The following is a 14,359-nucleotide window of genomic DNA, read 5'->3' as shown; positions in this document are numbered from 1 at the left end:
AGAAAAAACAATGACAGATGTTATATTGAGTTATGTGGTATGGAGCCCAGATGCTTCGGTGATACCGGGGTTTGAAAGACTCAGGTGGTACAGTTTACTGTTTGCTTTGGGGTTTATTATTTCCCAACAGGTAATGGTCTACATTTTTCGTAAAGAAGGCCAAGATGAGCGTTTGGTAGACAAGTTGACCATATACATGGTACTTGCCACGATCATCGGGGCAAGATTGGGTCATGTTTTGTTTTATGAACCCGAAAAATACCTCAGCAATCCCTTAGACATATTGAAGGTGTGGGAAGGTGGCTTGGCGAGTCATGGAGCGGCGGTAGCCATCATGCTTGCTCTGTATTTATATTCCAGGAAAATCCCAACGCAAAGTTACTTCTGGATTATGGACAGAATCGTCATTGTAGTAGCCATGACAGGTGCCATGATCAGAATGGGGAACTTGATGAATTCAGAAATCGGAGGCAAACCAAACGGCAACGACAGTGGTTTTGTCTATGCAAGGGATACCGAAGAAATCTTGACTACTTTAAAAATCCCCGTTTTGGAAGTGGATGCTTACAAACCTAAAAATAGGGCATCCGAATTGAAGGGAAATGGAATTGTTCCCGTTAATTTTGACATTAAAATCGAGAAGGGCGGATATCAGGAAGCTGACTTGAGAAACACCTTGGAAACGGATGTGAAATATGTACTCACAAGGTTCCAAAGCTCACTTAAATATCTAGCGGAAGATCCGAATACACCACTGAATTATGATTTGTTGGACAAGGGAGATCATTATCTTGCCACGGTGCGGACCTTTGGCGTATCTCGTTACCCAACCCAAATTTATGAAGCCATCACCTATCTTCTGATTTTTATAGGTCTTTTTTGGATCTGGTTTCGATATGACTCAAGAGTTCCCGATGGATTGTTGCTCGGACTTTTCTTTATTTCTGTATTTGGAATGCGATTTGTATGGGAATATTTCAAAGAAAACCAAGTGGATTTTGAAGAAGGACTTTCTCTAAATATGGGCCAATATCTGAGTATTCCCTTGGTGATTGCTGGAATTGTTTTTACAATTCTTGCACTAAAAAAAGGGTTAAAACCAAAAGAAAATCAAGGAACAGGATCGTGACCATGCCCACCCCAGGGATTGCAACTTGCAATCCTTTTTAAGCCCATCCACCCTCCGGTAAAAACACCATGTTTGAGAATTGCCTCCTTCATGTATTGGCTACAAGTAGGTGTGTACCTACAAGAAGTCGGTAAGAGCGGGGATATCGTATATTGATAAACCAAAACGGGAAATATGGCTATTTTTCGGAGAAGTGTTTTCAAGGGTGATAAATTTCAATGATAAAGAAAATCCATTCAATAAAGTTCCATAAATTTAGTGTAGAAAGGCGAGTGGCTGTGATTTCTGTTTATAAAAAATTCTTGGTATTTATTGTTTCGGCTTGGATGATAATTCCAGTGGCTGACACCTATGCCCAAATAAAAGAAGATACTGTCAATACTACAATCCTCGATATTCCGCAAAAAGTATTGATCAACAATATTTTCATCGTAGGGAACGAAAAAACACGCAAAAACATCATTCTCAGAGAATTGAATTTGAAGCAAGGTCTTGTCTATGACTGGGAGGAACTTTTGGGAATGATAAAGGCAGACCAACAAAAAATCTATAATCTTCAATTGTTCAACAATGTCGAGATCACCCCGCTTCTTACTGAAGTTGGACAGATTGAAATATTGGTTTCGGTCACTGAAAGATGGTATATCATTCCTTCCATTATTTTTAATTTGGCAGATAGAAACTTTGCCGAATGGTGGACCAACCAAAACAGGGATTTTTCCAGAGTAGATTATGGTCTCCGCTTGGCCCATAACAACGTCGGCGGGCGAAACGAAAAAATGAAAATCAGCGCACAGCTTGGATTCACCAAGGCCTTTGATGTCCTATACAGCATTCCTTATATTGACAAGAACCAACAACATGGCCTTGCTGTTCAGTTCAATTATTTCACCAACAAAACTGTCGCCTTAAGGTCTTTGGAAAACAAGCAGGTATTTTTTCAAAATGAAACCCAAGATGCTTTAAGGAAGAATACTGCAGCATTTCTTCGCTATACCTACCGTGGAAGTTTTTACAACTTTCATTTTGCCACTTTTGGATTCAACCATACCTGGGTAAAAGACGAAGTTCTCGAACAAAACCCAAACTACTTCTTGAATGAGCAGAACGACCTGAGGTATTTTTTGGCGAGCTATAATTTCAGGCACGATAGAAGAGACAATAATGCCTACGCCACAGATGGAGAGTCCCTCAATATCGGAATTACCAAATATGGCCTTTTCAGCGGAGATGGGATCAACGAAACCGAGCTTTCCCTGAATGTAAACAAATACCAAAAATTCAACAATAAATTCCATTTTGCCGCGGGTTTGTCATTGAATGCTTTTTTGAGTCCGAAGCAACCCTATACATTGGTCAGGGGGATCGGTTACAAACCCAATTTCATCAGGGGGTATGAGCTCAACGTAATTGAAGGACAACAGACAGTTGTTCAAAAAAATAGCTTGAGATTCACGATATTCGACCTGGGATATGATATTTCCAACATTATGCCCGTCGAAGAATTTTCTTATTTCCCCGTAAAGCTCTATTTCAGCGCCAATTTTGATCACGGATATGTCAAGGACAGGAATTTTATTCCCGAAAATGGGCGTTTGACCAACCAGTACCTTTACGGATATGGAGCAGGCTTTGATTTGGTGACTTTTTATGATTTGGTCCTGAGATTTGAATATTCCATCAACAGCCAAAAAGAAGGGACGTTTTTCATCAACTTCCTTGCACCCTTTTAAAAGCCAGTCGAATTTAAACGTTTAACTTTCAGTAGAAGCTTTTCTTTTTTTACCTTAAGGCTTATTTTTAGGTGCGTTCATTTTTATGTCACCTAATTTTTTTCCAAATGTCAATCCGGCAATTTGCATATGTACTTTTATTTTTCTTTCCGTTAGGGGCATTTTCCCAAAACGGAACTGAGACCTTCCCCCGAGGGGCAAGAAGTATGGGAATGGGGAACACCCATATCACTCTTTTTGATGCTTGGAGCATCTTCAACAACATCGGCGGTCTGAGCAGGTTGACAGAATCGCAGGTCTTCGTAGGCTATGACCACCGTCTCAATCTCAACGAACTGACGACGCTGTCTGCAGGAGCGGCATTCAAAAATGATTTGGGTGCCTGGGGACTGGGAATTTCCAGCTTCGGGGGAGCCCACTTCAACCAGCAAAACATAGGATTGGGATTTTCCAATCAAATGGGCATCACCAGTATCGGAATCAAAATCAATTACTTTCAAACCAATATCGAAGGATTTGGAAGAGGCGCTGCTCCGGTTATTGAGCTGGGAGGAGTAGCGGAACTTGGGCCTCAATTGTTTTTTGGTGCACATATTTACAATCCTACCCGATCCAAATTGGGGAAAAATGCTCCCGATCGACTGCCAACTGTAGTCAAGGCAGGGTTTTCTTATCGCCCTTCTGCCAAGATCATGGTCAACATGGAAGCCGAAAAGGAAATTCTTTTGGATCCAATGCTGAAAGTTGGGCTCGAATACAACCTAATGGATAGATTTTGGGCCAGAGCAGGCGTGAATTCCAATCCCCACAATCTCTTTTTTGGAATTGGCTTCAAGCCAAAAAAATTCCATTTGGATTATGCATTGACCCAAAACAATGCCTTGGGCAACACCCATCATTTCTCGTTTACCTATGCATTCACTAAACAATGAAGGCGCAATATCCCCTTATGGTTTTGTTCCAATTGCTCTGTTTACAGGCTTTTGCCCAAAACTACCGGAAAGGGGAAATCGATATTGAGCAGTTTATGGAGGAACTTTTTTCACTTCCCGAGACAGATGACAATTATGAAGACCTTTATGAAAGCCTGTTGCAGCTCTATCTCAATCCAATCAACCTGAATAAAACAAATCCAGAGGAACTGAAATCCGTGTACGTGCTCTCTCCTATTCAATTGACCGCTTTTTTTGACTATAGAAAGAATTTCGGTGACCTGATTTCCATCTATGAATTACAGGCCATTCCCGGATTCGATTTGGCCACGATCTATAAATTATTGCCTTTTGTGACTTTGGCCGATGGCAGCCACATTACCAACAAGCCACTTCTGGAAAGGATTTTGACCGAAAGGGAAGGCTACTTTATGCTGAGACAAAATCAGGTATGGGAAACCAGAAAAGGTTTCACTCCGCCCGACACGCTCTCCAACGGAAGGCTGACCAGCCGATACATTGGTGATCCCAATAATGTGTATGCCCGATTCAGGATTCAGCACAGTCGGGATTTCAGTTTGGGATTTACGATTGACAAAGATCCGGGAGAAAAATTTGTCTGGGATCCGAAAACCAAAAGATTTGGATTCAATTTCCTTTCCTATCATTTTACACTGTTCAATAAGGGGAAATGGAAAGCCATTACCTTGGGGGATTTTCAGGCACAGTTTGGACAAGGGCTGGTTTATGGCGCGGGGTTTTCCGTAGGGAAAGGTGCGGAAACCATCACCACAATCAGGAGAAGCACCATTGGCCTGAGATCCTATACTTCGGCAATGGAATTTGGTTTTTTCAGAGGCGCTGCAGTGACCAGAAAGATGGGTGCAATAGAAGTGACCATTTTGGCATCAAATGCACCTAGGGACGGGAACATTCAGGTAATGTTGGACACCTTGGAAAGGGAAGCGGCAACCATCAGCTCTTTCCAAACCAGCGGCCTCCACAGAACGCAAACAGAAATAGCCTATAAAGATCAGATTCAAGAAATGAATCTCGGAGGAAACCTACATTATCAAAGTCCCGATAGAAATTTACAGATTGGGATAAATTCTCTCTACACAAAATTCAGCAGGGAATACAAAAGAGCTCCCCAAGTGTATAATAAATTTGAATTTTCGGGAAAGGAAAACCATATCCATAGCATGTATTACAGTTACAATTTCCAGAACTTCTTTCTGTTTGGGGAAACAGCCATTTCGCGAAGCGGCGGAAAAGGGACCGTAATGGGCATGATGAGCAGCCTGAGCAAAAGGCTGGATTTTTCGGTCCTGTGGAGAAGGTTTGACAGGGATTTCCACACCTTTTATGGCAATGCATTTTCCGAAGGAACACGACCCATCAATGAACGAGGGGTATATATGGGATTGAATTTCAAGCCCAATCCGCGCTACAACCTATCCCTCTATTATGACTATTTCAAATTTCCTTGGCTTCGGTATCGGGTATACTCCCCTTCTTCTGGCCAGGAATGGCTCGCAAGGTTCAGCTATTCTCCCTCCAGAAACATTCTTCTCTTCTTACAAATGAGAGAGGAACAAAAAGACAGGAACATCAGTGATCTCCCCCGTTTTCAATCCACCTATCAACTTTCAACTGGCAGAAAAATGAATTATTTGATCAATTTGGATTATGCAATAGACAAACAATGGTCCATCAAGTCAAGGATAATGGCAAGCAGCTTTGATTTCAACAACAAAACCACCAAGGGATTTGCCATCAGCCAAGACCTCAATGTGGACATGCAGAAGTGGCGAATATCCACTCGATTTGCATTATTCGACACTGAAGACTATGACAATCGCCAATACGTTTACGAAAGAAATGTACTCTGGGCCTTTTCCATTCCTGCACTCAACGGGCAAGGCATGCGCTATTACATACTGGGACAATATAAAGTGAGTCCGAAACTTACATTTTGGGCGAGGTTTGCCAGAACCACCTATACAGACCGGGAATCCATTGGATCCGGCCTGCAGGAAATCTCCGGCAATAGACAAACAGAAACCACTTTTCAGCTCCGCTACCAATTCAACAGGTAAAATTTCGGCAGATTTCCACCATCGGTAAATCCCATTCATTTGGTTTTTGATATATTCATGCACCAAACCATTCTCAGATGAAAAAAACACTACTCTTGGCCCTATTGATCGTTTATAACGCTTTTTTGGGCTTTGGACAAACCCTAGACAAAAATAAATTTGTTAAGAATGAGGGTTTCATCCCATTTTATACCCAAGAAGATAAAGGAAAGATATTCCTGGAAATCACCGACCTGGAAAAGGAATTTCTCTATGTCAATTCTCTTGCCGCTGGAATTGGATCAAATGACATCGGTCTTGACCGGGGTCAATTGGGAAGGACCAGGATTGTGGAGTTTAGGAAAGCGGGGAACAAATTACTATTGGTCCATAAAAATTACGACTTCCGAGCGTACAGTGACAATCCTTCCGAGGTAAAATCCGTGAAGGATGCATTTGCAGAATCGGTTTTATGGGGATTTGAAATCAGCGAAGAAGAGAAGGGTAAAATATTGGTGGATGCCACGACTTTTTATCTTCAAGATGCCCATCAGGTAGCCGAAAAGCTAGGTTCGGCTAGACAAGGCACTTACAAAACTGAGCCTTCCAGAAGTGCCATTTATTACCCCATGACCAAAAATTTTCCGCAAAACACAGAAGTGGAAGCCATGATTACCTTGACAGGAACACCAGCTGGAGCATATATCAGATCTGTGACACCTTCACCCGAAGCTGTCACAGTTAGGCAAAGACATTCTTTTATTGAATTGCCTGATGAAAATTACCAGCCGCGGGAATTTGACACCAGGGCTGGATATTTCAATATCAGCTACATGGATTTCACCAGTCCGATTGGAGAGCCAATGGTCAAAAAATTCATTTCAAGGCATCGCTTGGAGAAAAAAGATCCCAATTTGGCAGTATCCGAAGCAATCAAACCAATCGTATATTATTTGGACAGGGGAACGCCTGAGCCAGTCAGGTCTGCTTTGATTGAAGGTGGCAACTGGTGGAATGAAGCTTTTGAAGCTGCAGGATTCAAAGATGCCTTTCGGGTGGAATTGATGCCGGAGGGAGCAGACCCTATGGATGTGCGCTACAATGTCATTCAATGGGTCCATCGCTCTACAAGAGGCTGGTCTTATGGCTCATCTGTAAGAGATCCCCGAACGGGTGAAATCATCAAAGGCCATGTTTCTTTGGGTTCTCTCCGAGTACGTCAGGATTTTTTGATTGCCCAAGGACTCTTGCAACCTTTTGAGGATGGGAAACCAAAAAATCCGGAAATGCTGGAAATGGCTTTGGCAAGACTTCGGCAACTTTCAGCACATGAAATCGGGCATACCATTGGCCTGTCGCATAATTATTCCTCGTCTCCCAACAATCGCTCTTCAGTAATGGATTACCCCTACCCTTTTATCACCATGGATGCCAATGGGGAAATCGATCTTTCAAAAGCCTATGACGATAAAATTGGGGATTGGGACAAATTGGCCATTCGCTACGGATACGATGTGATTCCCGATGGCCAGGAAGATCAAAGCTATCTCCAAAATTTGTTGGAAGACACCTATTCTGCAGGGCATACTTTTATTTCGGATATGGATTCGAGACATCCAAGTGGAAGCCATCCCACTGCACATCTATGGGACAATGGCGCTTCTGCATCGAAAGAACTGATGCGCATGATGGAGATCAGAAGTAAAAAAATGGCAAGTTTTGGATTGAACGCCATCGACCAAAACCAACCGGAGGCCTTAATGGAAGAGGTATTGGTGCCGCTTTATTTGATGCATCGCTACCAGTTGGAGGCTACAGCCAAATTGCTTGGTGGATTGGATTATACTTACAAGGTCAAGGGTGACAATCAGCGCACACAAACAAGACTAAATGGAGAGCAACAAAGGGAAGCGCTCACCAGCCTAATGTATGCCCTAAACCCCGAACAATTGGCATTGCCGAAACATATCATTTCGATGATTCCTCCACGACCTTTGGGTTATGGCAGAAATCGGGAAACATTTCCTTCCAGAAATGGATTGAATTTTGATCCTTTAGCACCTGCTGAGAATGTGGTAGACATGGCCTTTGGTTTTCTGTTCGAAGCTGGCAGAGCAAATAGATTGCATCAGCAGAAATTATTCGACGTCAATCTCCCTTCATTCAGTGAGGTTTTAGATATAGTCTTCAAGGATATTTTTGACCGTAAATTTGAAGAGAATTACAAAGGAGAGATCAAGCTGATGACCGAAAATAAGTTGGTGGATAAGCTGATTGAACTTTCCAAGGATCCTCAGTCCACAGCCACAGTCAGGGCAATTGTCCGTAGAAAATTAAAGGATTTAGTGGTTGTATCCCAAGACCCTAAGTTCTCATTTCTATTGGGCAGAATCAATAGCCAAAACAATACCCTAAACAACCACAGTCAATATCTTGCCGACAAGATCATCTCCTACTTGGACTTGCCCGAACAGCTCAACTCACCGAAGACCATAGAGATTCCGGATGGAGCACCGATTGGAAGTGAAGAAATGGCATGCGACTTTGACCATTGATAAAGAGTGATCGCAGTTTGACAGCCTTCCCCTAAAAATCATGATTTTTAGGGGAAGGCTTTTTTTGTGCTGGATTTTGGCAATCCAGAAAATATTTGGCGGAAATCTCTAAAAATCAAGTCCTATCGATAATGATCTAAGTCGATTTTTTTTGACCAGAACATTTTTTCGAACAGTATTTTACGGCTTCCCAGTTCTTCTCCCATTTCTTCCGCCAAGCAAAAGGTCTTTGGCAGACGACACAAATTTTTGTGGGGAGGTGTTGCTTTTTCATTTGAGATAAACCAGCCTGAATATTGAATGTTTGGACTGGTGTTCGAAACCATTAAAATACATGAAAGAAATACAAACCCATAGGCCCTTCCTCCAAAACTTTATTGCAACTTTTTATTCTCTTTGTGCCGGTCTTTGTCTCGGATATTCTTCTTTTCGAAATTCTTCTCCAAGGCTTTGGTGAGATCTATTCCAGTCTGATTGGCCAAACAGATCAAAACCCATAGCACATCTGCCATTTCATCGCCCAAATCCTGTCCTTTATCGGATTCCTTGAAGGATTGTTCTCCGTATTTTCTGGACATGATCCGCGCCAACTCCCCCACTTCTTCCATCAGTATGGTCATGTTGGTGAGTTCGCTGAAATAACGGACGCCAACCGTTTTGATCCATTCGTCTACTTGTTTTTGGGCTTCTTCTATGGTCATCATCGATTTGGTTAAATGGTAATGTCAAAAGGTTTAGAGAAGGAATTTTTTATTGATTTCGATATTATTTTAACTGTATTTAGATGACACGGCCATTTTCCAAATGGAGGATTTTAGTAAAGGCATTGGGAATCGCTTCTTCATAATGGCTTACAAAAATCATTGAAATCGAAGTATAGGCACAGATTTGATCGATGGTATTCCTGAAAAGCAGACTTTGCTGGGCATCCAAGCCCTGGGAAGCTTCATCCAAAATCAGGAGTGCCGGCATTTTGATCATTGCCCTTGCCAAAAGCACAAAACGTTGATTCTCGACAGAAATCTGATGGAACATTACCTGTCCGATATTTGAAAGATTGAACAATTCCAGCCAAACCCTTGCCAAGCTTTCCTCTTCACGATTAACTTTTTTGAAAAGACCCATGGTGTCAAACAGTCCAGACAAAACCACCTTCAAGCAAGTTTGGTTTCTGGGAAAATACCTTGACAACTCAGGTGCTACAAATCCTACATGCTTTTTAATGTCCCAAATACTTTCTCCCGTCCCTCTTTTCCGACCAAAAAGCCAAATATCATTCGCATAAGCCTGTGGATTTTCGCCTAGCAGCAAGCTCAACAATGTTGATTTCCCTGCGCCATTGTCCCCTTTCAATACCCATCTATCCCCGGGCGCTATCGTCCAACCCACTTTATCTAAAATGACTTTGTCCCCATAAGTTATCGTCACCGCTTTCAAGTCCACGATCGTTTGAAAGGAAGCGTCTGGTTTATCCTTCAACAGATTTTTCAAAAGTTCCCAATCAAATTCCAAGGATCTATTGACACCGCTCAACGGTCCTAATTCTTTGGTGTTTTCAAGTAACTCGTCAATTTTTTTGTTTTTCAAAACGGCCAAATGGGTGATGCATTCCGGGATTTCGTTGGGATTAGCGGACATGATTACGTGGGTTCCTGAGGCAATGATCTCCTGCAAAATAAACCCGAAATATCTACGGCTTGCAATATCCAATCCCGTCATCGGCTGATCCAAAAATAGCAGTTTGGGGTTTTTCATCAAGGCCGATGCGATGGTCAACCTTCTTGTTTCCCCATTGGAAAGCTTGATCAGGGACTTCCCTCGCAACGCTGTCAGGCGCATCAAAACCATTGTCTTCTCTTTGTCCCAAGGACCTTCCAATTTTACTTCTATCCCTTCCAAGTAATCACCAACCGTTGCGGTATCTTCGGATTCCATGGAATTAAAGCGCTGTTGATAGTAGAAGTTCTGGAGGTTGGATTTGTTCCTGAATTGGTAATCTTGGGAAACGCTGGCGATCAAATCCCTGAAACTATTGATTTCCCCCTTTTCGGTTTTTTCATCCTGATAAGCTTTTGCGAAGGGTTTTTCAAGAATTCCCTTTGACAATATCGTCTTACCCATAAGGGTATCCAAAAAAGCGGTTTGTTCCGTCCCAGATGGACCTATAATGGCCCAGTGCTGTCCCTTCTTCCATTCAAAATCCAAATCCACAAATATGGTCTTATCCAAGGATTTTACGGTAGCATTTTGAAGAGAAAGCAATGGATCCATGAATGGTGGGGCTTTACAATATTGCAGTGGATGCAATTTTACGTTTTTAAAGCCATTTTTTAAAATGAAAATTGGAATCAGAAAAATCCCAGGACTTTTTTAAATCCTATTCTTGCTATCGATAAGGATGGTCACAGGGCCATCATTGACCAAGGCAACCATCATGTCTGCCCCAAATTCTCCGGTTTGGATGGGTTTTCCAAGTGTTTTTTCCATAGAGGAAATAAATTTTTCATACAAGGGAACCGCTACTTCAGGTTTGGCGGCCTTGATATAAGAAGGTCTATTTCCCTTTTTGGTGCTGGCGTGTAGGGTAAACTGGGAAATGAGCAACAAATCCCCATTCACATCTAGGAGGCTTTTGTTCATGACCCCATTTTCATCCGGAAAAATGCGAAGATTTACTATTTTATTACATAACCAATCGATGTCATCCTGGCCATCTGCCTCTTCGATGCCCAACAATACCATCAAACCTATCCCAATTTGTCCTTTGATTTTCCCATTTATTCTCACGGAAGATTCCGAGACACGCTGGATTACTGTTAGCATCGCTCTATCCTAAAAATCTTGCATATCCTTGGAAGGAATCACTTCCACCTTTGCAGATTTGTTTTGATTTGCATGGAAAACCATGGCTTTGGCAACCTGATAATCATGGATTGGCCTGAATTTTTTCAGGAGTTTCAACCAAACCAAAGGCTTCATAACAATTTTGGCAATCTCTTCTCCTAGCCTGAATTCTTTTCTGCTTCCAAGCAACAACGAAGGTTGGAACAGTCCCAAATAGGAAAAAGGAATCACTTTCAGATCCTCCTCGACTTCACCCTTCACTTTGTTATAAAAAGTGGAAGATTGCGGATCTGCACCAAGAGCACTGACATAAAGGAATTTATTTGCCCCTAAACCATTGCTCCAGAAGGCGAAATTCATGACATAATCGTGGTCGATTTCCTGGAATTTCTCCTTGGAACCGGCAATCTTAATCGTGGTACCCAGCGAACAAAAAGCATGTATTTCGAGACTTTTGTTATTCAAGTCTGCAATCAAAGGGAAATAAACACCTCCAATATCAGATTCCCTCAATTTGGTTTCCAAATCCATGGACCTGATCTTGGCCATATCCATTTCCACCTGAACCAATTTCTCGTGTTTAAGGGCAAGCTTTCTTCTTCCCACAGAAATGATCATGTCGTAGGAATTGTCCTGAATCAGGCAATGCAAAAGCTGCATTCCGATCATCCCTGAAGTACCTGATAAGACCGCTATTTTTTTCATATTTCACTTTGTTCAACAATAATTTATTACTTCTTAAAAAAACAGCCTTAGAACCTGGATTTTTCCCATTCCAAAAACTCATTCACCTCATCCTGCACAGCTTTAAAGATGGCCAAGATTACGGAAAGGTCATCCGCATAACCCAACAGGGGGATAAAATCAGGAATAAGGTCAAAAGGCATCACAAAATACAACAAGCCCAGTACCAATAGGCCTTGGGTTTTGAGTGGGATTTTATGTTCTCCATTTTTGTGCGCTTTTATCATCCTCTTGAAAATCATCAAAGGCTCGATGGCGGAATTGATTCTTGGATGATTTTTCAAATCTTGGATCCTTTTGGCAACCCTTTCCATCAATTTCTTAAGCTGTCCCTCCTCTGCTAGAATCCCTTTTGCCTTTTCCAAATAAAGCAATTTGGCACTCTCGAAAAAATCAATGGTTTTCCCCTTTATTGAAGTCATGTTCGTTTTGATTAAAAATAAATTCTGATCTCTGATTTGACATTTTTCAGCGCCTCTTGAATGGCATCATTTTTTTGGTCTAAGGAAAGTTGGAAAATCCGCTTTGCCAAATCAATGCCACGGGCTTCTTCATTCATGTCCTGGATGCCTGTATTGATCAAGGTGACCACGCTTTCCACTGCCCTTTTGACGCTCTCCCAGGTTTCATCCGAGAAGTAAACCTGCTGAGAAAGATTGTGGTTGAACTCTTCCCTAACTTCTGAAAGGAGTTGGCCATGTAGTTCCTTCGCAGAAAAACTGCTGTTGTTCACCCTACGAATCAGGTTGTTGAGCGTAATTCTTTCGAGCAACAAACACAATCTTTCGCCCGCTTGAAGCCGGATGGGAAGAATGGTTTGTGTGTTTTGGGTTTTGATTTCCACCAGCATTTTATCTCTGTCTTTGTTCAAAAATGAGACCACTGTCAGGTACATTCCATAAATGACCAAACCGGCCGGTAAAACGATTTTTAACAAATCTGCCACAAACTCCATAGGATTCTTTTGATTAATGTCCGAATATCTGAATTAATTGATTGGTAAAAAACTATGCCAAATCATATTTTCAAATGTAAATTTGAACTTACAATCATCAATTACCATTGAGTAGGCATGCTTATCCCAATAAAAATCACCGAAAAGGCACTGATCGAGATCAAAAACATCATTGATAACAAAAACATTCCCCAAGATTATTCCCTGAGAGTAGGTGTCAAAGGTGGCGGATGTGGCGGAATGTCCTATTTATTGGGATTTGACAAGCCAAAAACAGACGATGTTCAATTTGAGTTTGAAGGAATCCCCATTTTGATAGAAAAGAGACACATGATGTTTTTGATGGGTATGGAAGTTGATTTTTTTGATGGAACCGAAGCAAGGGGATTTACCTTTGTAAATCCTGACATTCCAAAAAGACACGATGTTTAGAATTATTTGAATTGATTGGACCCCGAAAGCGTAAAAGCCCCGCTCACAGTCTACTTTCCTCAACTCCTCAATAGCGCAAATCCAATTCAATCAATATAGAAAATCCCTCAGTTTTCACCGAGGGATTTCAATATTGGTTAATCGAATGATTTTTTGCCAAAAACTACATTATGAAGTTTTTAAAACTTGATCGTTAAAACAATGGAATGATGAATTGGCAAAAACAATCTTATTTGTGCTGCTTCAATTCCTCCAAGACTGATTTCAATTTTGCCTGATCCTTCATATAAGGATCCAAGTCAAAGATTTCTACTTTCCTGAAATCTATGGGATGGCTTTCACTCTGTAGGGAAATATATCCGGACTTGAGCATTTGCCCATCTATCTTCACCTTGGGGTCAAAAGGATTTACATTTCCACCACCGATTTGGGGTTTGTGGTAGGTCAGCACCGTGTCCCCTTCAAGGATATGATGGATGACCGAATCGCCCAAAACCAAAAATTCAGCAGTGACCCACTGGTCTCCATGATAGGTTTTGGAAGAAGAATTCAGGCAATGAGCCGTAAACAATTCCCCATCGATCACGACGTTTGTGCCCGGAGTACAAAGATTGCTGGTCGTTCTTTCCTTTTCACCATCGCCGCCCAATAACTGGCCTTCTATGGAAATAGGGAAATCCTGGTCCTTCAACATTGTTCTTGGGTCTTGGCCGTGGAGCATCGCTCCACTGTTTCGCAACGCCCAACCTTCACCGCCTTTTGCCTGCTCCCCAACAAAACGATATTGAATTTTAAGGAGGTACGCTGAAAATGGCTTGTCATAAAATATATGCCCGTATTGTCGGTCAAATTCAAAATAACCGTCATAGCGAACTTTCATCAAACCATCTTCAACCCTAAACGTGTTGGCGAAATTCTCTCCCACCTCATGTTTGGAAATTTTGACGATCCAGTTGT

General features: G+C 41.8%; 15 protein-coding genes. 6 read left to right on the top strand and 9 right to left on the bottom strand.

Annotated features, from left to right (window positions below; genetic code table 11):
• Window positions 1–10 precede the first annotated feature (10 nt).
• On the top strand, window positions 11–1,129 hold the full coding sequence (locus Q7J63_RS00160) for a prolipoprotein diacylglyceryl transferase (RefSeq protein WP_304883482.1): 1,119 nt from the start codon (window positions 11–13) through the stop codon (window positions 1,127–1,129).
• Here the strand turns inward: Q7J63_RS00160 and yidD are convergent.
• Entirely contained in the window at window positions 1,111–1,332 is a 222-nt protein-coding gene (gene yidD, locus Q7J63_RS00155; protein ID WP_081625019.1) for a membrane protein insertion efficiency factor YidD, read from the bottom strand. The genes Q7J63_RS00160 and yidD overlap by 19 nt on opposite strands.
• Window positions 1,333–1,347: 15 nt before the next feature.
• Here yidD and Q7J63_RS00150 point away from each other — a divergent pair, with 15 nt between their 5' ends.
• The 4 genes from Q7J63_RS00150 (at window position 1,348) to Q7J63_RS00135 (ending at window position 8,427) form a co-directional block, all read left to right on the top strand.
• On the top strand, window positions 1,348–2,862 hold the full coding sequence (locus tag Q7J63_RS00150; RefSeq protein ID WP_304883481.1) for a POTRA domain-containing protein: 1,515 nt from the start codon (window positions 1,348–1,350) through the stop codon (window positions 2,860–2,862).
• A 107-nt stretch (window positions 2,863–2,969) separates the two neighbouring features.
• The gene (locus tag Q7J63_RS00145) at window positions 2,970–3,794 is read left to right on the top strand and encodes a hypothetical protein (protein ID WP_304883480.1); all 825 of its coding nucleotides are present in this window, start codon (window positions 2,970–2,972) and stop codon (window positions 3,792–3,794) included.
• Entirely contained in the window at window positions 3,791–5,893 is a 2,103-nt protein-coding gene (locus Q7J63_RS00140; RefSeq protein WP_304883479.1) for a helix-hairpin-helix domain-containing protein, read from the top strand. The genes Q7J63_RS00145 and Q7J63_RS00140 overlap by 4 nt, the downstream gene beginning before the upstream one ends.
• Before the next feature lie 77 nt (window positions 5,894–5,970).
• Window positions 5,971–8,427, top strand: coding sequence for a zinc-dependent metalloprotease (locus tag Q7J63_RS00135; protein ID WP_304883478.1), 2,457 nt, complete (start codon window positions 5,971–5,973; stop codon window positions 8,425–8,427).
• A 136-nt stretch (window positions 8,428–8,563) separates the two neighbouring features.
• Here the strand turns inward: Q7J63_RS00135 and Q7J63_RS00130 are convergent, their stop codons facing one another.
• From Q7J63_RS00130 to Q7J63_RS00100, 7 genes are all read right to left on the bottom strand, one after another.
• On the bottom strand, window positions 8,564–8,701 hold the full coding sequence (locus Q7J63_RS00130; protein WP_081625020.1) for a DUF2256 domain-containing protein: 138 nt from the start codon (window positions 8,699–8,701) through the stop codon (window positions 8,564–8,566).
• Between the two features lie 100 nt (window positions 8,702–8,801).
• Entirely contained in the window at window positions 8,802–9,128 is a 327-nt protein-coding gene (locus Q7J63_RS00125) for a nucleotide pyrophosphohydrolase (protein WP_026333810.1), read from the bottom strand.
• Between the two features lie 79 nt (window positions 9,129–9,207).
• On the bottom strand, window positions 9,208–10,698 hold the full coding sequence (locus tag Q7J63_RS00120; protein ID WP_304883477.1) for an ATP-binding cassette domain-containing protein: 1,491 nt from the start codon (window positions 10,696–10,698) through the stop codon (window positions 9,208–9,210).
• Window positions 10,699–10,797: 99 nt separating this feature from the next.
• Entirely contained in the window at window positions 10,798–11,250 is a 453-nt protein-coding gene (dtd, locus tag Q7J63_RS00115; protein ID WP_304883476.1) for a D-aminoacyl-tRNA deacylase, read from the bottom strand.
• 9 nt (window positions 11,251–11,259) lie between these two features.
• Entirely contained in the window at window positions 11,260–11,976 is a 717-nt protein-coding gene (locus Q7J63_RS00110; RefSeq protein WP_304883475.1) for an oxidoreductase, read from the bottom strand.
• 47 nt (window positions 11,977–12,023) lie between these two features.
• Complete coding sequence (locus Q7J63_RS00105; protein ID WP_019599545.1) at window positions 12,024–12,437, bottom strand: YkvA family protein; 414 nt, start codon at window positions 12,435–12,437, stop codon at window positions 12,024–12,026.
• Window positions 12,438–12,448: 11 nt separating this feature from the next.
• Complete coding sequence (locus Q7J63_RS00100) at window positions 12,449–12,970, bottom strand: hypothetical protein (protein WP_019599546.1); 522 nt, start codon at window positions 12,968–12,970, stop codon at window positions 12,449–12,451.
• A 117-nt stretch (window positions 12,971–13,087) separates the two neighbouring features.
• Between Q7J63_RS00100 and Q7J63_RS00095 the strand changes: the two genes are divergently transcribed.
• Window positions 13,088–13,402, top strand: a complete 315-nt coding sequence (locus Q7J63_RS00095) for an iron-sulfur cluster assembly accessory protein (protein WP_304883474.1) — start codon at window positions 13,088–13,090, stop codon at window positions 13,400–13,402.
• A gap of 229 nt (window positions 13,403–13,631) precedes the next feature.
• On the opposite strand, the gene Q7J63_RS00090 is transcribed toward Q7J63_RS00095, so the two are convergent.
• Window positions 13,632–14,359: DUF1080 domain-containing protein (locus Q7J63_RS00090; protein WP_304883473.1), on the bottom strand; the 728-nt coding region annotated here is incomplete at its 5' end.

It is taken from the genome of Rhodonellum sp., from assembly GCF_030656585.1.
In the GTDB taxonomy this organism is placed as follows: domain Bacteria; phylum Bacteroidota; class Bacteroidia; order Cytophagales; family Cyclobacteriaceae; genus Rhodonellum; species Rhodonellum psychrophilum.
This window is presented reverse-complemented; position numbering and strand designations above follow the sequence as displayed.

What these genes read in the sequence shown, in the direction of transcription:
- Q7J63_RS00130 (WP_081625020.1), bottom strand. Translation starts at nt 8,701, where the DNA reads ATGAAAAAGCAACACCTCCCCACAAAAATTTGTGTCGTCTGCCAAAGA.
- Q7J63_RS00095 (WP_304883474.1), top strand. Translation starts at nt 13,088, where the DNA reads ATGCTTATCCCAATAAAAATCACCGAAAAGGCACTGATCGAGATCAAA.
- dtd (WP_304883476.1), bottom strand. Translation starts at nt 11,250, where the DNA reads ATGCTAACAGTAATCCAGCGTGTCTCGGAATCTTCCGTGAGAATAAAT.
- Q7J63_RS00135 (WP_304883478.1), top strand. Translation starts at nt 5,971, where the DNA reads ATGAAAAAAACACTACTCTTGGCCCTATTGATCGTTTATAACGCTTTT.
- Q7J63_RS00105 (WP_019599545.1), bottom strand. Translation starts at nt 12,437, where the DNA reads ATGACTTCAATAAAGGGGAAAACCATTGATTTTTTCGAGAGTGCCAAA.
- Q7J63_RS00140 (WP_304883479.1), top strand. Translation starts at nt 3,791, where the DNA reads ATGAAGGCGCAATATCCCCTTATGGTTTTGTTCCAATTGCTCTGTTTA.
- Q7J63_RS00100 (WP_019599546.1), bottom strand. Translation starts at nt 12,970, where the DNA reads ATGGAGTTTGTGGCAGATTTGTTAAAAATCGTTTTACCGGCCGGTTTG.
- Q7J63_RS00160 (WP_304883482.1), top strand. Translation starts at nt 11, where the DNA reads ATGACAGATGTTATATTGAGTTATGTGGTATGGAGCCCAGATGCTTCG.
- Q7J63_RS00110 (WP_304883475.1), bottom strand. Translation starts at nt 11,976, where the DNA reads ATGAAAAAAATAGCGGTCTTATCAGGTACTTCAGGGATGATCGGAATG.
- Q7J63_RS00120 (WP_304883477.1), bottom strand. Translation starts at nt 10,698, where the DNA reads ATGGATCCATTGCTTTCTCTTCAAAATGCTACCGTAAAATCCTTGGAT.
- Q7J63_RS00150 (WP_304883481.1), top strand. Translation starts at nt 1,348, where the DNA reads ATGATAAAGAAAATCCATTCAATAAAGTTCCATAAATTTAGTGTAGAA.
- Q7J63_RS00125 (WP_026333810.1), bottom strand. Translation starts at nt 9,128, where the DNA reads ATGACCATAGAAGAAGCCCAAAAACAAGTAGACGAATGGATCAAAACG.
- Q7J63_RS00145 (WP_304883480.1), top strand. Translation starts at nt 2,970, where the DNA reads ATGTCAATCCGGCAATTTGCATATGTACTTTTATTTTTCTTTCCGTTA.